Annotated in this window: 14 protein-coding genes and 1 pseudogene; 5 read left to right on the plus strand and 10 right to left on the minus strand. The window is 40.4% G+C overall.

Annotated features, from left to right (window positions below; genetic code table 11):
- Window positions 1–161: 161 nt before the first annotated feature.
- Window positions 162–428, minus strand: a complete 267-nt coding sequence (locus tag AB0756_RS04045) for a GNAT family N-acetyltransferase (RefSeq protein WP_137986547.1) — start codon at window positions 426–428, stop codon at window positions 162–164.
- Window positions 429–567: 139 nt separating this feature from the next.
- On the opposite strand from AB0756_RS04045, the pseudogene AB0756_RS04050 reads away from it, so the two are divergent.
- Window positions 568–797, plus strand: a pseudogene (locus AB0756_RS04050) (transposase); the annotation flags it as partial.
- A 35-nt stretch (window positions 798–832) separates the two neighbouring features.
- Here AB0756_RS04050 and AB0756_RS04055 read toward each other — a convergent pair.
- The 3 genes from AB0756_RS04055 to AB0756_RS04065 all read right to left on the minus strand — a co-directional run bounded on the left by AB0756_RS04055 (window position 833) and on the right by AB0756_RS04065 (window position 2575).
- On the minus strand, window positions 833–1372 hold the full coding sequence (locus tag AB0756_RS04055; RefSeq protein ID WP_038089220.1) for a metalloprotease family protein: 540 nt from the start codon (window positions 1370–1372) through the stop codon (window positions 833–835).
- A gap of 5 nt (window positions 1373–1377) precedes the next feature.
- Window positions 1378–1764 carry a tetratricopeptide repeat protein gene (locus tag AB0756_RS04060; RefSeq protein ID WP_038089216.1) on the minus strand — a complete coding sequence of 129 codons (387 nt, stop codon included), beginning with the start codon at window positions 1762–1764 and terminating at the stop codon, window positions 1378–1380.
- 448 nt (window positions 1765–2212) lie between these two features.
- Window positions 2213–2575 carry a pentapeptide repeat-containing protein gene (locus AB0756_RS04065; protein ID WP_050046549.1) on the minus strand — a complete coding sequence of 121 codons (363 nt, stop codon included), beginning with the start codon at window positions 2573–2575 and terminating at the stop codon, window positions 2213–2215.
- A gap of 98 nt (window positions 2576–2673) precedes the next feature.
- On the opposite strand from AB0756_RS04065, the gene AB0756_RS04070 reads away from it, so the two are divergent.
- The gene (locus AB0756_RS04070; RefSeq protein WP_050046550.1) at window positions 2674–3144 is read left to right on the plus strand and encodes a pentapeptide repeat-containing protein; all 471 of its coding nucleotides are present in this window, start codon (window positions 2674–2676) and stop codon (window positions 3142–3144) included.
- A gap of 192 nt (window positions 3145–3336) precedes the next feature.
- Here AB0756_RS04070 and AB0756_RS04075 read toward each other — a convergent pair whose 3' ends face one another.
- Window positions 3337–7488 (minus strand): non-ribosomal peptide synthetase, encoded by a 4152-nt coding sequence (locus AB0756_RS04075; RefSeq protein WP_038089211.1) that lies wholly within the window; start codon window positions 7486–7488, stop codon window positions 3337–3339.
- Between the two features lie 261 nt (window positions 7489–7749).
- Here AB0756_RS04075 and AB0756_RS04080 point away from each other — a divergent pair, with 261 nt between their 5' ends.
- Window positions 7750–8076, plus strand: a complete 327-nt coding sequence (locus AB0756_RS04080) for a hypothetical protein (protein WP_167844807.1) — start codon at window positions 7750–7752, stop codon at window positions 8074–8076.
- Between the two features lie 186 nt (window positions 8077–8262).
- Here the strand turns inward: AB0756_RS04080 and AB0756_RS04085 are convergent, their stop codons facing one another.
- The 4 genes from AB0756_RS04085 to AB0756_RS04100 all read right to left on the minus strand — a co-directional run bounded on the left by AB0756_RS04085 (window position 8263) and on the right by AB0756_RS04100 (window position 12323).
- A complete protein-coding gene (locus AB0756_RS04085; protein WP_038089205.1) occupies window positions 8263–9537 on the minus strand; it encodes an ATP-grasp domain-containing protein in 1275 nt (424 codons plus the stop codon).
- 92 nt (window positions 9538–9629) lie between these two features.
- Window positions 9630–9860 (minus strand): hypothetical protein, encoded by a 231-nt coding sequence (locus AB0756_RS04090; protein WP_038089202.1) that lies wholly within the window; start codon window positions 9858–9860, stop codon window positions 9630–9632.
- A 188-nt stretch (window positions 9861–10048) separates the two neighbouring features.
- Window positions 10049–11833 carry an HD domain-containing phosphohydrolase gene (locus AB0756_RS04095; protein ID WP_050046551.1) on the minus strand — a complete coding sequence of 595 codons (1785 nt, stop codon included), beginning with the start codon at window positions 11831–11833 and terminating at the stop codon, window positions 10049–10051.
- 295 nt (window positions 11834–12128) lie between these two features.
- On the minus strand, window positions 12129–12323 hold the full coding sequence (locus AB0756_RS04100) for a hypothetical protein (RefSeq protein WP_137986549.1): 195 nt from the start codon (window positions 12321–12323) through the stop codon (window positions 12129–12131).
- A gap of 141 nt (window positions 12324–12464) precedes the next feature.
- Here AB0756_RS04100 and AB0756_RS04105 point away from each other — a divergent pair, with 141 nt between their 5' ends.
- Together AB0756_RS04105 and AB0756_RS04110 are read left to right on the plus strand one after the other, a co-directional pair.
- Window positions 12465–14273, plus strand: a complete 1809-nt coding sequence (locus AB0756_RS04105; protein ID WP_038089199.1) for an MASE1 domain-containing protein — start codon at window positions 12465–12467, stop codon at window positions 14271–14273.
- 27 nt (window positions 14274–14300) lie between these two features.
- Window positions 14301–14510: a hypothetical protein gene (locus tag AB0756_RS04110; RefSeq protein WP_038089196.1), complete on the plus strand. Its 210-nt coding sequence runs from the start codon at window positions 14301–14303 to the stop codon at window positions 14508–14510.
- On the opposite strand, the gene AB0756_RS04115 is transcribed toward AB0756_RS04110, so the two are convergent.
- Window positions 14505–19334, minus strand: a complete 4830-nt coding sequence (locus AB0756_RS04115; RefSeq protein ID WP_038089192.1) for a non-ribosomal peptide synthetase — start codon at window positions 19332–19334, stop codon at window positions 14505–14507. The two genes, AB0756_RS04110 and AB0756_RS04115, sit on opposite strands and share 6 nt — an antisense overlap.
- Between the last annotated feature and the right edge of the window lie 440 nt (window positions 19335–19774).

Consider the following 19774-nt stretch of genomic DNA (forward strand, 5'->3'; position numbering starts at 1 on the left):
ATTCTACTTCTTTTGATTGTGGGTTCACAAGCTGCCTTAAGTCAAAATTAGACAGCAAAGCTTCTCCAGCATTTCTCTTCTCAATAAGAATCTCAGCCTCTAGCTTACACTAGGGGCTTTTTTTTGAGCGCTCTTAACCCTAACCATGGGCTGAGCTTTTCTCATATCCTCTCATCTCTAATTTTTAAATAAACATTTGGGTTCCACTTCTCCATGAAACGATTGGGATTGTTAAGTTCAGTAAATCCAAACTGACGATAAAACTCACAAGCATCTTTGGTTGCTAGTAACCACCGACGCAATCCCTGCAATTCAGGATGAGACATAATTGTTTCTATCAACCACTTACCCAATCCAACTCCGCGAAAAGGTTCCAAAATAAACACATCGGCAAGATAGGCAAAAATCGAGTAGTCTGTTATACCAATTCTCTAAAAGGAGACTACAGATAAAGCGGCTTTAATATAGCGTCGTCCAGCAATGGATGCAACAGTTTGGTGAGTTAACTGTTTAATCAGAGAAAAAAGATGCTGTCGTTACTTAGAACCGCGATCGCTACCACAATGTGTTTGGCTGATGATCCAAGCTCACGTTGAAGTCATACGGCGTACCGAACAAAAATTTCAAGTGCTTCCCAAACGCCCTTGTAGTGGAAAGAACATTTGGGTGGTTTAATCAGTACCATCGTCGAGCGCAAAGATTATGAGCGTCTTCCCGAAATGAGCGAAGCAGCCATATATGCTGTTATGACTAGAATTATGCTACGTCGTCTTGTCTCCTTTAGATTTACTTTCTAAATAGTCTCTTATTGATGGGTGGGGGAATCTAAATATTAGATATTACCTAGCAATAAAGGTATGACCATGCTTACTCCAACCGCGTAAATCAAATCAAACCAAACAACCCTCAGAAAATTAGCAACTACGATTAAAAATCCAAAAATCTGGCTAATAAAATATAATATATTTTGAGTTTTACCCTTTCTAATTTTTTTGAATTCAGACATAAAACATTTTACATCTTGATTACTAGGAAAGGCGTGCATTCCGATAGAATACCCTATCCACGCTAGAAATACTGTTGTAAAGTGGCTGGGACTTTCCTTTAATATAAATAGTGCCAGTGATTGTTGATATGTTAATATTGCACAAAGTATGGTGTTGATAACTAATGGCCCAGCAGAAATTAACAAAGCATCTCGCAAGCGATTGACTTCACCATGTACAACATAACCTGCGGGATTTCCAATTCTAAAATAACAAACTTCATATACAGGTACTTTAGCCAAATCGCAAAATAATCTATGTGCAGCTTCATGGACTACTACACCAGGAAAAGTAGCTAATGAAATTACCCAACCAGGTATAAACATTTTAATTATTCTCTTATATTTTCAAAATATTGTTGATATATTTCAGGCATATTCATAATTAGTCTTACCCGATCGGATTTATTAAGATGGACTCCTTTCAAGTATGAAACTGCTTTTTCTATATCAGTTACCTGACCTTTGGCAAAGTATACCTCTGCAAGAGAGATTTTTGCTTCTTTAGAATTAGGTACTTTGATTAAAACTAATTCGTAAGATTTAATTGCTTCGTCATATTGCTTTTGAACATATGCATTACGTCCGGCTTTGAGTTCTTTGGATGCTACAAAATATTTTGGTAAAGACAGCAATGAATATAATAAAGAGCAAAGAACTGCTGCACTCAAAATGACAACCCAAAAGGGATATTTATAGGGAGGAATTGTATTCTCCATATTCTCCTAAACTTGCATAATAAGTTTAATAAAGTATAAATGACTAAAGTTTGATTTTGTGCATTGCTAGTAATAAACGTTATATCACAACTATGATAAATGTACAGTGTTAAGTTTGCTGTATTTTGATAACAGTCGCCTGCAATCGCTAGATTAGTTACAACTCTAGTCGTGATGCTAGGTTAGAGGCTATTTATAAAGTAAATCTAAAAGTGAGCAACAAGAAGTTACGGTAAGTATAAGATACTTCATAGACAGTGTATTTACATAGTTGCTCATAGCTCCACCTCCTCGCAACGTTGCGAGGAGGTGTCAAACACTTGAATTCCCAGACATAAAAAGTATTAAGAAATATTTCGCCAACAGCATCAGCAATGGAACAGAAAACCGGGATAAAAAAATAAACTCAATAAAATCGCTAAAAACGTTACAATGTATAGCCTCTGGCTCAAGGGACACAATATGGGTCAACAACAACGTTTCCATCTGGCATAGTGGTATTGAGGAAGAAGGAACCTTGCATTACGGGGAGAAAGAAGAACTTAGCTCCAGTCAGGTTAGCTCCGAGCAAGTTAAGACCAGTCATTTGGAGGCAATTCAGGTTAGCATCCCTCAAGTCGGTATAACTCAAGTTAGCGCCATCAATGACAGCGAGATCCAAATTAGCACCACGCAAATTAGCACCCCAGAGGTAGGCGTATTGCAACCCGGAACCTTCCAAATTGACATAACTCAAGTTGGCGTAAGGCAAATAAGCCTCTCGCAACGAAACTCCACGCAGATCGATACCTCTTAAGTCAGCACGGTGCAAAACAATGTCTAATCTCTTAATACAAAATTAAAGCTGCTTTTCTTGAGTGCAAACTACGGCTGGTAACGTGCGTTATTATTTAATGTGTGAGTTGAATTGTGGAAGACAAAGAAATTTTGCCAAGGTTGGAAGTTGAAGAATTGTTGGAAAGGTATGCTGCTGGGGAGAGAAATTTTAGCGGCTTCGATTTGACTGGAGCAGACTTGAGTAGAGCTGACTTCGGGCGTCGAATTTTGAAGGGCATTATTTACAATGAGCAAATCGATCTCAGTCAAGCCAACCTCAGTGGTGCCAACCTTAGTGGTGCCAATTTTCGGGATGCCATTATGGAATTGGTCAATTTAACTAACGCCAACTTGAGCGGTACTAACCTGGAAGGAGCCCATTTGGGTGGAGCTTCCTTGGAAGGTGCCAATCTCAGAAATGCTAATCTGTGTGGCACCGATCTCGCTGACGCAAACTTGATTGATGCTGACTTAAGCAGTGCTACATGGGGGTTTAGTGCTAAGAATGCTATTTTCCGTAACACTATTATGCCCGATGGTACTATCGAAACCGATCCGAATTGAATCATATGCTGAATCAGCAGCCAGCTTTTCATATCGGGTATCGGGTAGTAATACGTCGAAACTGTTTGAGTTTGTTAATAGCGCGTTCAACAATATTGCGTTGACGGTAAATTTCACGGTGAAAGGGTCCTCGACGTTGCTCATTCGACAGTCGTGGGACAGTAAGACGAATACCAAGGGCAGCGTAGGTAATTACGGATGCGACGAAGAGTGTAAATTTTTGACGGCGCGATCGATACAAATTTGCAGTTTTTCCGCAAGCACTTGAACATGAGGTTTTCTTAGCATTGTAAGATGATTGCCAGGAATTTGATGAACTTCCACTCCTCCTAAAGCAAATTGTTCCCATCCCAAGCTAGAATCTTGATAAGCAGTTTTTGACTGAATGCCAGACTTAAATAGAGTTACTTGGTATGGGTAGAGTTGTGGGACATAACTTAGAGTTGCTTGGCTGTTAGCTTGGAAAATATCTATCATTGGATGAATGGTTAATTCACGCAAAATTTGAGATTTCGATTCTTGAGTTATGAGATTGCTTAAACTTAACTCTTTTAAGTGAAAAAGTGATAATAAATGACTTCTCACCCAATCCGCACTTTGATTGAGATAAGGAATCCGTAGAAACCTATCCCCTTGGTAAGAAGCTACAATTAAATATAAGTAATCCAACAAAAAAGACCAAATCGATCTTGCTACTGTAGAAAACAGAAAACTGAAACTATCGCCGATGGAAGGTTGAAGATGAGAAATAGGTGCTACGGTATCAAGTAGAGCAAGTAAAGCAACTTCATGTCCTGCTTTATAAAGTTGTTGAGCCATCTCAAAAGCAACCAAACCTCCGAAAGACCAACCTCCTAAAAAATAAGGTCCTCTCGGTTGTACTGTACGTAAGGCTTCAATATAATAGGATGCCATATCATCAATCTGTTTGAGTGGTGGGCTTTCACCATCTAGCCCTAAAGGTTGCAATCCATAAAATGGTTGATCTTTTCCTAAATGACCAGCTAATTCATAATAAGGAAAGATTGTTCCAAAGATAGGATGAACGCAGAAAAAAGGAGGTTTTGAACCATCAGGTTGAATTGCGACTAAGGGAGACCAACTTTGAGTTTTTTGTTCTTGAATGAGAAGTTTTGCTAATTTTTGAATTGTTGGATTTAAAAATAGAAAAGATAGCGGTAATTTTCGTTGAAATTCTTGATGGATATTCTCCATTAAACGGACAGCTAGGAGAGAATTACCACCTAAATCAAAAAAGTTGTGTTGAATGCCTATAGATTGAAGATTGAGCGTTTTAGCCCAAATTTCTGCTAATTTAAACTCCACTGGACTACGAGGAGGGACAAACTCTGTATTGGCTGCAATTTGAGTTGAACGATCGAGAGCAGCTAGTGCGCGATGGTCTAATTTGCCATTAGGTGTTAGTGGTAGAGCGTCTAATAGAATAAAAGCCGAAGGTATCATATATTCTGGCAATTTTTCTCTCAAAAAATCATGAAGTTCAATGGTTGTTTGTCTGTATTTGTGATGGGGAACAACATAAGCTACCAACCACTTATCACCAGAAACATTCTCCTTGACAATAACCACGGCTTCTTGGACTGCATGATGTTGAGTCAGTACCATTTCAATTTCTTGTAACTCGATGCGGAAACCGCGCATCTTGACTTGATTGTCGATACGTCCTACAAATTCAATATTCCCGTCTGTTCGATATCTTGCTAAATCTCCTGTTTTGAAAACACGCTCTGGCGCAGTCGGATTTTTATGCTTGGTTGTGTGTGTTCCCTGAGAATTGCTGACAGGATTGGGAATGAAGCGATCGGCTGTGATATCGGGACGGTTGAGGTAACCACGTGCTAACCCCGAACCACCAATATATAACTCACCAGTAATGCCAGTGGGTACGGGTTGTAAATACTTGTCTAATATGTAGACTTGAGTGTTAGCAATAGGGCGACCAATAGGTGGTTTTTCACTGGGAATATTGATTTGCGCGATCGCAGACCAAACCGTTGCTTCCGTTGGTCCGTAAGCATTAAATAACCGATGGTTGGGTCCCCACCAACGTTTGACTGTATCACTCGTACAAATTTCACCCGCACAAATGATAGTTTGCAATGCGGGAAGTTGGGCTTTTGGTAGAATTCCTAAAACAGCAGGTGGAAGCGTGATATGCGTAATTGCTTGTTTTTGTAGCAGTTCGATTAAAGATTGTCCCGGTACAAGGGATTCCTTATTTGCCAAGCAAAGAGTTCCCCCAGACCCTAACGCCATCACAATCTCAAAAACTGATGCATCAAAACTTAAAGAAGCAAATTGTAAAATGCGATTTCCAGGTTGTAAGTCGAAAGTTGCAATTTGTGCCTGCAGTAAATTATAGACTCCTCTATGCTCGATAAGAACGCCTTTTGGCTTTCCTGTGGAGCCAGAAGTGTAGATGACGTAAGCTAAGTTATTGGGTGTGACACTGCTAGTGGGGTTTTCTTGACTGTATTGTGCGATCGCCTCCCCATCTTTGTCCGGGCAAACTACGATAGGAATGTTATTTGTGAATTGGCGATCGCGAATTTGTGAAGTTGTTAATAAAACTGATACTCGAGCATCTTCTAGTATAAATTTAAGACGCTCTAAAGGATATGTTGGGTCTAGAGGTAAGTAAGCGCCACCTGCTTTAAGGATACCCAAGAGCCCCACTATCATTTCTAGGGAACGTTCCAAGCACAGACCCACTAAAACTTCTGGAAAAACTCCTCCTTGTTGCAGGTAATGAGCCAGTTGATTGGCACGGATATTTAGTTCGTGATATGTTAATTGTTGATTTTCCCAAACAACTGCAATCGCATTGGGACTTTGTTTAACCTGTGTTTCAAATAACTGGTGAAAGCATTGAAGAGTTGGTTTTTCTGAAACAAAATTAATACATAACTGCTGTAATTCTGTGTCTGTGAGCAATGGCAAATTTGAGAGTTTTTGTTGGGGAGCGGTAACTATACCTTCTAATATGGTTTGAAAATGTCCCAACATCCGGGTGATGGTGCTGTCATCAAATAAATCAGTGCTGTAGATAACTTTTCCTTTCAAGTTGTCCAAATCTTGCCAGAGATGAAACTCCAGATCGAGTTTTGCTGTTTTGCTGTCAAATTCTAAAAGTGAGAGTTTTAACCCTGGTAACTCCAGCATTTCAACAGGTGTGTTTTGCAAGCTAAAAACAACTTGAAACAATGGATTGCGGCTTAAATCTCTTTCAGGATGCAGTTCGTCTACCAATTTCTCAAACGTACAATCTTGATGGGCATAGGCTTCTAAAGTTACCTCTCGCACTCTACCCAGTAGTTCTTGAAATGTTGGGTTACCTGAGAAATCGGTACGCAGTACCAAGTTGTTGACAAAAAAACCAATCAATCCTTCTATTTCACTGCGATTGCGATTGGCAATTGGTGAACCTACTACAATATCTTCTTGTTGGGTGTAACGATAAAGTAACGTCTGAAATGCTGCGAGTAATGTCATGAACAAAGTCACGCCTTTTCGACGGGAGAGTTCTTCTAACGCCTTACCCAAAGATTGTGGTAGTTGGAAAAATTGTTGTGCTCCCTTGTGGCTTGGAACTTTTGGTCTTAATCTGTCAGTGGGAAGATTGAGGACAGAGATGCCATTTAACTGCTTTTTCCAGTAAGTTAATTGAGTTTGTAGGGGCGAGAGCCCATCTACACCTGGTTCTTCCAGCCAGTCGCGTTGCCATTCAGCAAAATCTGCATACTGAATGGGTAGTTCTGGGAGAGGTGTAGAGATGCAGGATAGCCTATCTCTACAGGCAGTTGCGTACAGTGCGCCCAGTTCTCGAACAAGTACCGCAATTGACCAACCATCTGCAACGATGTGGTGGAGATTGAGTAACAACACGTGTTCTGTTTCGTCGCATCTTAGCAATGTAACTCGTATGAGAGGTCCAATGCTGAGATGGAAAGGACGTTGTGCTTCTTCTGTTGTCAATCGTTTGGCTTGTGTTTCTCGTTCACCGATCGCGAGATGGCGTAAATCTATAACGGAAAACGGTATGGTTAATGAAGGTGCGATCGCCTGCATGGGTTGACCTTCCACCATTAAAAACGTAGTGCGTAAAGTTTCGTGACGACGCACAATTTCATTGAAGGCTTGTTCTAGGGCAGTTAAGTTAAGCGAACCTGTTAAGCGCAGTGCTGCTGATACGTTGTAGAGAGGGTTTCCCGGTAGTAATTGGTCGAGAAACCACAGCCTAGCTTGTGCAAAGGATGTCGGGAAGAGAAAAACTTCTGTATCTTCAGCAGTTGAAGGAGGGTTTTTAGAACAAGATTGGCTCATAAGCTGCTGAATAATTTAGATTTATTAATAATATCTAGCTCAATAGTTACATTAAATCTCATGCAAAGACGCAAAGAGAGAGGCAAAATTATTTAACAACAAATTAACCCAGTTTACCATTATAGCAATATTATTGACTCAGTAGGTGCAGGTAAATAAACTGGGCTCAACCTCGTTACTTAATAAATCTTTATCAAATCTTCACTCAAATCACACCTTTTGTACATATGCTTATTGACATCATTATTCAGGTCACAGTGTATGCCACAAATTACACTGCTATGTGAAAAATTCGGTTACACCCTTGAGCATTTAAGTCTTTCAGAAAAAAGATTACTTAGATTAATTTTAGTTAATAATGTGACTGCTCAGTCTATGTATAAACCGTGTTCTTTGCTAGCATCATTATTGGTTGTAGAAAAAATTATCGATCAAATAACTTCAAAATACCCGAATAACAAGGACTCTGTGTTTGTAGCTATTGAAATTTTAGAAGGGATAGATATAGATACAACCGAGGGATTGATTGAAATTCTTACTAGACTGATTAAAGTAGAATTAATAGCAACTGCTGACAACTTAATCTAAGTTACCTATTCAAGATTGTGCTTTCAAGTATGGAATGTTTGATAGCCCCAAATATTTTTTGGTGAACCGGAGGGGCGTTCCTTCCGTTGAGGGGACTGCGAGGCTTCAAGAGCGCCAATTATTAAAGGAAAGAGGACGCCCGTTCCACAAAATTAGATAATTTATTTCTTGAAAATCCCTAATTACTTAACTTAGCAATTGCAATCCTTTAGATTGTAACTTCTTCTCAATGTACTGCATTTCCTCAATTGATTCTCCACTGACAATTCCGTAAATTTCTGTATATATATTTCCGTATTTGACTTTCTCTAAGGCTGATAGGATGATAAAGTCTTTGCGATCTAGTTCTGATTTCAAAGTTGTGAGAATGAAGTCTAGCGTTCCACTCATGCGGTAATTGGAAGAGTATTTAGCGACTTCTTTTCCCAATCCTAACAAGGTTTGGCGCTGCAAGCAGAGTGGGGTTGAGCCATTGATTCGGAAGTTAGCATCGATCGCATAAAGCTGTCCGTCTTTATCTTCCAATACATCAAAGCCAATCATACCAAAATAGCCCTGCTCGTAAGCATACTTTCCAATAGCAGCTATCATTTCATAGAACTTGCTCATATCTGTTGCGCGGTAGTGAATTAATCCTCCTAAATAGTTTCCGTCTGGAGTAACGAGTTGTCCTGTAGTTCCCACAAGCACAATCTCTCCCGTCTTGTTCAGGTAGAATTGTACGCAGTAATTTTCTACCACATTTTTAACAAACTCAGAGACAATAATTGTATCTAGCAGTTTAATATCAAGATACTTCCTCAGTTCATCAAAGCAGTAATTCAGATCGCTGGTGCTTCTAATAATATAAGTCCCTTCTCCCGAAAGCCCGTGGGAAGTTTTGATGAGGTAGGGAAATTTTTCTGGTAACTTAATATCGTCAAGATTGAAGTTATGCAGATTGTAGCTTTCATATTTCGGACATTGCACTCCGAGATCGGCTAGCGTGACTTTGTTTAACAAGCGGTAGTGAGTGTCTGGATCGACAGCGTGTTTTTCAGGTTTCAGGCGATCGAAGGGGAAAAGAGCAATCAATTTGTCAAAGCGATCGCTTTGGCTGAGTTCATCAAGATAAACAGAACAATGTAAGAGTTCCAAATTTGAGTAGCTAAATCCAAAGTGTTCCTGCCAATATTGAATCAGTAACTTTGGCGGTTGAACAATGGTAATTCCCGGTACAAGGTCACCTAAAACTGCCAAATTTTTCCAAGGTTCTTTCTGGCAAAGTTTGTCAAAAGGTGTTTTATTCGCTTCACTACTACCGTCTTGAAGAAAGAATTTTTTTGTGTTGGGATAAGCAGCCCAAGCTGCAGTTGCAGGGTAGTTAGGTAGCAATCCATACCGTAAATCTTTGATGTCTTTAGCAAAGAGATCGGAAAAAGAATTTCCCTTAAAGTCTTGAAAATTGTATGTTGATTTCATTAATAGTTAGTGGTTAGTGGTGAGTAGGGGCGCAAGGCTCTGCGCCCGCACAGTACTTTTCTGCTTAAGATCGCTGATAATTATTTATTAGTTTAACCTGCGGTTCGGCTGATAATCCCGAGTTGACGATCGACTGGATTGGAATCGTTAGTTTCATCAGACAGCCCTGGAATGGGAACATCTACGTTTTCGCTATCATGAACGGAGTCATTCAACTCATTCATGTTCTCAGATTCTTTTTTATGTGCTGATGGATCGATGACACTTGGGTCAGAACTTTCATGGACTGATAAGTTGATGGGCTGACATGGCTCCTGAGACATTTTGACCTCTTGGCTTAACTTGCATAAACTCACTTACACCAAATTGAAAAAGAATGCGACAGATAGTTGATTGAGATGAAGTCTAAGCACGGCTTCCTCAATCCATTCATCCACTCATCCAAAATGGTATTACTTAGACAAGTTAAGACTAGAGACAACTGCTATTCCCTCTAGCAAGGGACAGAATCTCAAGGAATACATTTTAGCCAAATGGAATCTGTTGGTTCTCCAGACATTCCCAGATATTGGTAACCACCTTCTCTCATGATTTTTATACAAGCATTCACAACATTGACATCATATTTCTTATCTATATTACTTTCCAGTTCCAGGCAAGCGTGCTCTAACGATAACCCCGGACGGTAGGGTCTGTGGGATATCATAGCTTCCATGACATCGGCAACAGATAAGATACGGGATTCTTCCATAATTTCTTCACCTATTAAACCACGCGGATATCCAGTTCCATCTACGCGCTCGTGGTGTTGACCGACAATAGTTGCTATGGGCCATTCAAAGGAAACTTTTCTTAAAATCTCCTCTCCTACCTGAGGATGTTGTTTAATCAGTTCAAACTCAATAAGACTGAGCCGACTTGGTTTTGAGAGAATCTCAGATGGTATGGAAATTTTACCAATATCGTGAAGGAGAGCAGCTATATTAAGGGCTTCTAACCTCTGTGTCGTTAATCCTAACTGTCTGCCTATCGCGATCGCCAGCCAAGCCACACGCCGTTGGTGACCTGCTGTGTAGGGGTCACGGACCTCAAGCGTTTCCGATAGCGCAGCCACTGCTTCTAGCAAAGCTTCTTTAGAACGAGAAATAGCTGCGAGTCTTTCAGCATCAATTCTCTCATATTCAAGTAGGCTTTCAGTCATAAACAGAGCACGAGATAAATCTCCTGCTAACGCTTCAAGGTAATACATTTCTTCATCATCAAAGACATTGGATTCGCTTGAATAAAGGTTGAGTACAGCCACAACTCGACCTGTATGAAATAGGGGGAAAGCGGCTGATGAACGAAAACCACTATTTAAAGCTGACTGACGCCACACCTTATAACTCTCATCATTATTAATATCTCTAGAAGTTTGAGGCTTACCCAGTTTTATTGCTCTCCCCGTTGGTCCTTCAGCTGTCTCTGTATTGTCCCAAGTGATTTCGAGCCGATCGAGATAACCTCCAGTGTCACCCCATTTGGAAAGCAGTGCGATCGGTATTGAGGGATTGTCCGGTACTTCTCCAATCCATGCCATTGCATACTTTCCTTGTTCAACCAATGCTTGCGTGACAGCATCTGCAATTCCTTGACGATCGCGATGTCGTATTATGGCTCGGATAGATGCAACCAGCGATTTGAGCAATTGATTATACCGTAAAAGCGCAACTTGAGCTTGCTTTTTCTCAGATACATCAACAATAATGGAATAAAGCAGTTTTTGCCCGTGTAATTGCACCGGATGTGAGTAAACCTCAACATCACGAGTCTCACCGTTAGCCCGACAATGAATAAATTTAAAATGATTGCGACGTTGCGATCGCGCCGCAGCCATTTCATAAAATACCTCATCTTCACTCAAGAGATTAATTTCAGAAATGCTCATTGAGCAGAGTGTTTCCTGACTCCAACCATAGAAGGTCGCAGCTGCATCATTTGCCTGTACTATCTTGCCATGCAAAGGATCGATAAGCAGTTGGGGAAGCCCATGTTGTTCAAACAATTGGGTGTAAGTTTCTATAGCTTCATTCCGTTCTCTCTGAATCTTTTGCTTTGCTCCATAATGCTTGTCAATCAGAAGATAGAGTAGATAGGCTGTAATAGCTGCAAACAGCAATCCTTTACAAGATTGATAGACTGCTTGCCGAAAATCTCCTTTAGCAAACAAGATATCTGTGACAACAATCCAGGCTGTAGATATTAAGAAATATGTATAAGAAATACGCGTCTTGGGGTCGAGTTTCAATCTGTACATCTTAAAGTTTTCCTATAAGTGTTGAGTTAAAGCTGTTAGTAAAATAACATTCAGCCAAAGTACTTACCTGTACTTGATAGATTTTGGTTGATGGTAGCAATACAAAATTGAGCAATAATAGCATGGCGGTAGTTTACCTCCTCAAAGACTTGCTGGCATTTACTACGGAATCAAATAATTTTTTAGCACATGGAACGCTTGTGGGAGGTGTGGGTACTTAGATTGTTATTATGGTTACTTCTAGGCGGGTAAAGATTAGTGGTGCGAATGAAGAAATAGAAAAACCTAAGTAATTTTACTGTGTTAGGGAGCGATCGCAATAGACTAGAACCAAACAGCTGACAACATAAGAGTGCTTTCTTTTGACTTTTGCCTCGTTGTACTCGTTTGTAGGTGACTGAAAAGATGGATAATTTACGCTGTCTTGATTAAGGGTATGAATAATCCGAGTAACTACCAAGCCATCTATAGCTAAACGTGTACCGAACATTTATACTTTGTTGCTGTTATCAATATGTATTAACGTCGTGGCAAACACTGGTTCAGTGTTAATTAGCTAGTTTTTTAGGGAATTCTAAGTAAGTATACTGTGGCATCTGTTTTGCCACATGAAATTTTTACTCTTGAAAGTATGAAACCGCGCTTACCAATTGCCTCAGACCGGACAGTGTTCTTGACTATACTGGCTTTGCCTGTTATTCACTTTTGTGTTAGTAAAGTAGCCTTATCACTGGCTTTCAAGAATGGTGTAACAGTGGTTTGGCCTACAGCTGGCATTTACTTATCAGCGGTTTTATTGCTGGGGTATCGCATTTGGCCTGCTATCTTGTTAAGTGAATTGCTGATCAACTCCTTCTTAATTTATCAAAATTTTTTAGTTAGCGTTTCCATTTCAATAATCGACCTGTTCGATCCACTGCTTGTGACTTTTGGTATCTATCATTTCATCGGACATTACTATTTTTTGAATCGCTCTCAAGATGTGTTTAAGTTTGTGGGAGTCATCATGGCTTTCCCCTTATTGACTACAACTCTTGCTACAACCGTTCTCTGTCTGAATGGTGTTGCTTCTTGGACAGCTTATGGAGAAAGTTGGTGGTCTTGGTGGACATCAATTGTCATCAGTATGCTTCTAGTAACACCAGTACTGTTGACTTGGAGCAAGCGCTCCAGACAATTGAGACAGTTTAGGAAATTCTGGATTATCGAGCTTGCTCTTTTACTATTCCTAACAGCTGTCATTACTTACGTGGCATTTAGCGGAGAATATTCAGTAGAGTATATGCTGATTCCCCTATTGGCATGGTCGGCATTTCGCTTTCAACATAAGGAAGTTACTCTGTTGATAGTCATTATGTCAGGAATTGCAATTTGGGGAACCGCTAAAGGTTTTGGGTCATTTGTCCGACCATCAGTGAATGAATCTTTAGTCCTACTACAATCTTTTGTAGGAGTCATTGCGTTATCAACCTTGCTATTGTCTGCGGTTATTCATGAAAACAGACAAGCAGCCTTGGAACTTCAACAAGCAAATGAAGAATTAGAGCAACGAGTTGACAAACGCACTCTGGAATTAAAAAATGCTCTCCAAGAACTTCAACACACCCAATTCCAAATGATTCAAAGTGAAAAAATGTCTAGTTTGGGTCAACTGGTTGCAGGTGTCGCCCATGAAATCAATAACCCAGTTAATTTTATTCACGGTAATATTAGCCACCTCAACAAATATATGCAAGATTTGTTGAGGATGCTACAGCTTTATCAGCAACGCTATCTAAGCAACGATCCAGAGATTCAAGCGCTAGCAGAGGAAATTGACTTAGAGTTTCTGGTTGAGGATTTGCAGAAGATGTTGGCTTCTATGAAAATGGGAACTGATAGAATTCGTAGCATTGTGCTATCGCTACGAAACTTTTCCCGCATGGATGAAGCGGAGTTTAAAACTGTGGACATTCATGAGGGAATTGAAAGTACGCTGTTGATTCTGCAACACCGTTTAAAGGACAAACCAGAATGTCGGGCTATTGAAGTGAAGAGAGACTATGGTTCCTTACCCCAAATAGAATGCTATCCCGGACAACTCAATCAAGTGTTAATGAATATTTTAGTGAATGCGATAGATGCTTTGGAAGAGGTGAATGCCAAACGCACGTATCAACAGATCGAGGAAAACCCCAGCCAGATTACTATCCGTACAGCAGTGAAAGATATCCAGTGGATAGAAATTTCAGTAGCAGACAATGGACCGGGAATGACCCAACAAGTGCAAAACCGCATCTTTGACCCCTTCTTCACCACTAAACCTGTAGGTAAAGGAACAGGTATGGGTATGGCAATTAGCTATCAAATTATTACCGAAAAACATAAAGGCAAATTGGAATGTTTCTCGACTCTTGGTAAAGGAACTGAGTTTATTATTCAACTCCCCATCCGCTCATAACTAATTTTTGTTCATGTATAAATTTTTATGAAAAAATCTGGATTTATTGAGCATCACAACTTGTGGACAGAAGCCCAAAAAGAAGTATCTGTATTAAAGCAGGCTCTTTGTTACAGGAATGTTAAAAAAATCTTGTTTTCTATTTTTGCTGAGGTTCTTTTAGTGTACCAATTTCTTCCTGAAACCTTTGCTCCTCTTGAGAGTTCAATTTCCTTAACCTATTACGGATGCTCATAGGCTATCTTTTCTTAAAGAAGATAACTTCATCCGCCGACTCTCACGAGAAAGTGGAACTAAAGCTGGAGCTTGATTTTTTTCTTTGCCATCTTTTAAATTTTCTATTACCTGAGATAATTCTGTAATTGTCGGTGCTTCAAACAGGCTACGCAAAGGTAACTCTACCTTAAAAGCGTCCCTCACTCTAGAAACGATTTGAGTTGCAAGTAACGAATGACCGCCCAATTCAAAAAAGTTATCGCGGATACTCAATCGCTTAATTCCCAAAACATCTGCAAAAATTTTTATCAGTACTTTTTCAACTTCAGTCTGAGGAGCAATATAACCACTTGCTAATTCTGGTTTTATATTGTTAGGTATAGATAAAGCTCGGTAGTCAATTTTACCGTTAGGCGTTAAAGGTAGAGAGTCTAGGACAACAAAAGCTGATGGAACCATATACTCAGGTAGCTTTTGTGCTGTATACATCCGTAATTGCGGTACCAATTGACGTGCTGCTGTTGCTTGTAAGGGATTATTTGCGTAAGAATGCCACAGACGTGAGGAAGAGTTGGCTTGAGAAGTTGTTATATGGCTCCCTTGTTTGATAAAAACTACGTCGTAGCATCCTTCATGATTTGCATCCGACCAACTGATATTAACTTTGTAAGGCAAACCTTCACCTAGAAGATAAAAATCTTCTGGATCGATTCCTACATTATGGAAGCTTTGCAACGCCTCTCGCATTTGAGCCACCGTTTTAAAATCTTCTGCGCCTGACAACCATTGTGCTGTTTTTACAGCGGCTATGACTCTTGCATTTGGCACGTTGGTGATACTTACAGTTTCTAGTTGCTCCTCAGTTAATAGTTGACGCAGTGCGGAAAGTGTTAAGCGATCGCTATTCCAGTCGATCCATTCCCTCCGTTCCTGTTGAAAAGCAGGAGAATTCTCAAGCCCTGCGTTACCGAGTGAGTCAGAGGGATTTGTTGCAACACCAATATGAAGAATAACGTTATAACGAAATTGAGTTAATTCGTTTTGCGAGTATCCCCGCATCAATTGAATCTCGACACTGCTAATTTCTGGAAAGTGCTGCCTTAATGCATGGAAAAAAGCTGGATCGATAACTAACTCTGTTTCTTGAAAAACTTGCATTTGTACCCTCTGTAGCAGCTTTTCTCGCGTCAGGGCGGGTTCTGCTTGATATAGTTGTACCGATGCATGAAAGGCTTGCAGTAAGGGCAAACTGCGGACATCTCCTATAAATATAAAACCGCTAGGCGCAGTGGTACGCACAGCACCTTCTAACACCTGTAAAAGATATTCAATACTGGGAAAATATTGCACGACTGAGTTGAGAACGATCGCATCAAAAGTCCCTGCTTCGATTCCTTCAAAATCCGTCGCTTCTTTTTCAAACAATTTGACATGATTTGAAGGCGAGAGGGGGTTAGTTTCTACATTTGATAGTTGCTGATGTATGTAATTGAGTGCAGACTTGGAAAAGTCCGTTCCACAATATTGGATGCAGTGAGGTGCAATTTTAAAGAGCAACAAACCCGTTCCACAACCAATTTCTAGCACTTTCTTGGGTTGCAGAGCCAGAATTTGATTGACTTGATTGTTCACCCACTCCCGCATCTGTTCTGGTGGAATAGGTTGATTTGTATAACTGCTATTCCATCCCGTAATATTAAATATTGGCTCTAAAACTGTAGCCTGTTGATTGTAGGTTTCGTTATAAAGCATCTGCCATTGCAGAATTTGCTCGTCTTGGAAAATTGGGGATTGAGAAGTAGAAAATGCCAACAAACAGTTACGAGCGAGTACAACATAAGCTACAAGATGCTTTTCGCCCGGAGCATCCTCACGAGCAACAACGACTGTTTGCGTTACAGCCGGATGTTGATTTAAAGCTGCTTCAATTTCTCCTAATTCAATACGGTAACCGCGAATTTTGACTTGTTCGTCAAGACGACCTAAAAATTCAAGATTGCCATCTGCTCTATAGCGGACTAAATCGCCTGTTTTATAAAGTTTCTTTTCAGGGAGAAAAGGAATGTTTGGCAAGTTTTCTAGAAACTGGGCTTGCGTTAATTCAGGATGATTGAGATACCCTCGTGCTAGCCCATCACCAGCAATGTACAACTCTCCAGGTACACCAATGGGTACGGGTTGCAAATGTGAATTTAGGACGTACACTCTTGTATTAGCGATCGCACGACCGATTGGTGGTACTGTATTTGTTTGTTGTGTAGCAGTCACTTCACCGGATGTTGTGACAACAGTATTCTCAGTTGGTCCGTAATTATTGACAACCTGGAATGTTACAGGTGTCGCTGGATATTGATGCAGTTTATCGCCGCCTGTCAGCAATATTCGCAAAGCTGTATTGTCAGACCATGGTAATGACAAAAGTTTTTCGGCTATTGGAGTCGGTAAAAAGCTAATTGTAATGGCTTTTGAGATCAGCCAATCTTGCAGTTTTTCTGGAAAATATTTGATTTCTTCATCTGGAAAATAAAGGCTTGCTCCCGCACTGAGATAAGGTAAAATTTCCCATATACTAGCATCAAAAGCGACTCCAGAAATTTGTGTGGCTTTATCATTTGGGGAAATTGCAAACGCTTTTTGATGCCAAAAAACAAGATTTAACAATCCTTTGTGTTCAATAGCAACACCTTTGGGCTTTCCTGTAGAGCCTGAAGTATAGATGGCATAAGCAAGGTTGTGAACTGCGGTCTTACCAGTCAGATTATCTTCTCTCTGCTGGGCAATTTTCTCCCAATCTTTATCCAAACAAATCACTTGGAAATTTTGTTTGCCCAGATGATTCAACCATCGTTCTTGAGTCAATACAATTGACGCTCCAGCATCTGCAAGCATAAAGCTCAAACGCTCGCTAGGATAAGCTGGATCTAAAGGTAGATATGCACCACCTGCTTTTAATACAGCAAGCATTCCGATGACATAATCAAGGGAACGCTCTACACAGATCCCCACCAAAACTTCTGTATCAATACCCCGCTCTTTTAAATAATGTGCCAGTTGATTGCTGCGTTTGTTTAATTCACCATATGTCAACTGGAGAGACGTGTCATGATGCGTCTTTATCCCTTCAAAGACTAATGCAATCGCATCAGGCTGTTGTTGAACTTGCTCCTCAAATAGTTGATGAATGCATTTATCTTGGGGATATTCAGTATCAGTGTTGTTCCATTCCAATAATAACTGATGTTGCTCGGCTTTGCTAAGAAGATGGATTTCGGCAATGCGTTGTTCTGGATTGTCAACTATATTTTCTAGTAATATCTGGAAATGCTCTAACATTCGGCTAATCGTAGCATCTTCAAACAAATCCGTACTGTAAATGACAAAACCGCTAATTCCTTCTGAATTATCAACCCATAAACCATTTTGAGGGTTTCTTTCCCACAGATGAAATTCTAAATCGAACCGTGTTGTTGCACTATCAAAGGGTATTGGCTTAAGAGTTAATTCTGGTAATTCTAATGCTGACATCGGTGCATTTTGCAGCGCGAATACCACCTGAAATAAAGGGTTCTGATTTAAATTTCTTTCAGGATGCAGTTCTTCTACCAACTGCTCAAAAGGTAAATCTTGATGGGCGTATGCGCCTAAAGCCACCTCCCTGACTTGACTCAACAACGAGCGAAAACTTGGGTTTCCTGATAAGTGAGTACGTAGAATTAAGCTATTGACAAAAAAGCCAATTAACCCTTCTATTTCGCTGCGATTGCGGTTTGCGATGGGCGATCCCACTGCAATATCTTCTTGGTTTGTATAGCGGTAGAGTAGAATTTGGAATGCTGCTAGCAAAGTCATAAACAAAGAAACCCCTTCCTGCTGCGAAAGAGTTTCTAGTGCCAGGCTGAGATTTTTCGGGAGTTTTAGAAACTGCCTTGCACCTCGGTAAGTTGGATGTGTTGGTCGCGGTTTATCGGTCGGCAAACTTAACACAGAAAGACCGTCTAACTGCTTTCGCCAATAATCCAGTTGAATTTGTAGGGGCGAACGGTTGTTCATCCCTATCCCTTGCAACCATTGACGTTGCCAATGTGCAAAGTCTGGATATTGGATGGGTAACTCCGGTAGATTTGCAGCAACATCATACGCAGCGTCTCTACAGGCTGTATAGAATGCGGCGATCTCTCGAATCAGGACTCCAATAGACCAGCCATCCGAAATAATATGGTGCATATTCAGCACCAAAATATGTTCTTCTCGATCCAACCGCAGCAGCATGATTCGCAGTAAAGGACCAGTTGATAAATTAAAAGGACGTTGAGCCTCTTGGGTGATCAGCTTTTGGGCTTCAGTTTCACGTTCAACTTGCGGTTGTTTCTGTAAATCAATAACTGGTAAGGCGATCGCTAAAGAAGGTACAACAATTTGAACGGGTTGCCCATCCCTAAGAACAAAAATAGTCCGTAGAGCTTCATGACGCTGTACGATTTTTTGAAAAGTCTGTTCCAGCGCTGTTACATCAAGTGTCCCAGTAAGACGCAATGCAGCCGGGACATTATAGAAAGGATTGTTAGGGACTAACTGGTCTAGAAACCACAAGCGTTGTTGAGCGAAGGAGAGAGGGAAAGTTCCCGTGCGTGAAATAGGTTCTATCGGTGTAATGGTCTGGTGGATTGCATCATGAGTTGACTTGAGAAATGCAATAATTTCTGCTTTTTGTGCTTGAATCTTAGCTTGCAGTATTGGTGTCAGGGTTCCTTGAGGGGCATTACAGCGAAGGAGATCGTCTTCAAGAAAAACTTGAATGTCTAAGCTGCGAAGATAGGACAAAAACTCAATGATTTTCAAGGTCATACCCCTTCAGTGACCAGCGATCGGTAAATATTGCTAGTTACTATTAATTTTTTGTAGATTTCTAACATATTTAAGCTTGCGAACAAATCAACCCTAAGGGTGAATTGAATGCAGTTCTACTAATTAGACGTTTACTGAAAGCCGAAGCGATCGCTTTCTCACCTCTTACCGGGTGAGTACTCTACGTCTCGGCGGTTGAATAAATTATGTTTAAACCGATCCAGACGCAGAGAGAGAAAAGAAGCACTTGCCGCCCAAACAAAATTTTATGAGTTATGGCGGTTTTCATGTGCGTGGGTTACACCCAATTGTAAGGAGAATCAGCTTTTGAAGCCCCTCTCCTAGGAGGAGAGGGGTTTGGGGTGAGGTCTGTTTTGACTTCGTTAAAAACTCTCAAACCTTTGTGCCGCAAGGATTTTTAAATAATTTTGAAATTTATT

Origin of the sequence: Tolypothrix campylonemoides VB511288_2 (genome assembly GCF_045999855.1) — a bacterium.
Classification (GTDB): domain Bacteria; phylum Cyanobacteriota; class Cyanobacteriia; order Cyanobacteriales; family Nostocaceae; genus Scytonema; species Scytonema bouteillei_A.

Bases quoted from the DNA above. Each gene is read 5' to 3' on its own strand.
- AB0756_RS04055 (WP_038089220.1), bottom strand. From the start codon at position 1,372: ATGTTTATACCTGGTTGGGTAATTTCATTAGCTACTTTTCCTGGTGTA.
- AB0756_RS04060 (WP_038089216.1), bottom strand. From the start codon at position 1,764: ATGGAGAATACAATTCCTCCCTATAAATATCCCTTTTGGGTTGTCATT.
- AB0756_RS04075 (WP_038089211.1), bottom strand. From the start codon at position 7,488: ATGAGCCAATCTTGTTCTAAAAACCCTCCTTCAACTGCTGAAGATACA.
- AB0756_RS04080 (WP_167844807.1), top strand. From the start codon at position 7,750: ATGCCACAAATTACACTGCTATGTGAAAAATTCGGTTACACCCTTGAG.
- AB0756_RS04085 (WP_038089205.1), bottom strand. From the start codon at position 9,537: ATGAAATCAACATACAATTTTCAAGACTTTAAGGGAAATTCTTTTTCC.
- AB0756_RS04090 (WP_038089202.1), bottom strand. From the start codon at position 9,860: ATGTCTCAGGAGCCATGTCAGCCCATCAACTTATCAGTCCATGAAAGT.
- AB0756_RS04095 (WP_050046551.1), bottom strand. From the start codon at position 11,833: ATGTACAGATTGAAACTCGACCCCAAGACGCGTATTTCTTATACATAT.
- AB0756_RS04100 (WP_137986549.1), bottom strand. From the start codon at position 12,323: ATGTTCGGTACACGTTTAGCTATAGATGGCTTGGTAGTTACTCGGATT.
- AB0756_RS04105 (WP_038089199.1), top strand. From the start codon at position 12,465: ATGAAACCGCGCTTACCAATTGCCTCAGACCGGACAGTGTTCTTGACT.
- AB0756_RS04110 (WP_038089196.1), top strand. From the start codon at position 14,301: ATGAAAAAATCTGGATTTATTGAGCATCACAACTTGTGGACAGAAGCC.
- AB0756_RS04115 (WP_038089192.1), bottom strand. From the start codon at position 19,334: ATGACCTTGAAAATCATTGAGTTTTTGTCCTATCTTCGCAGCTTAGAC.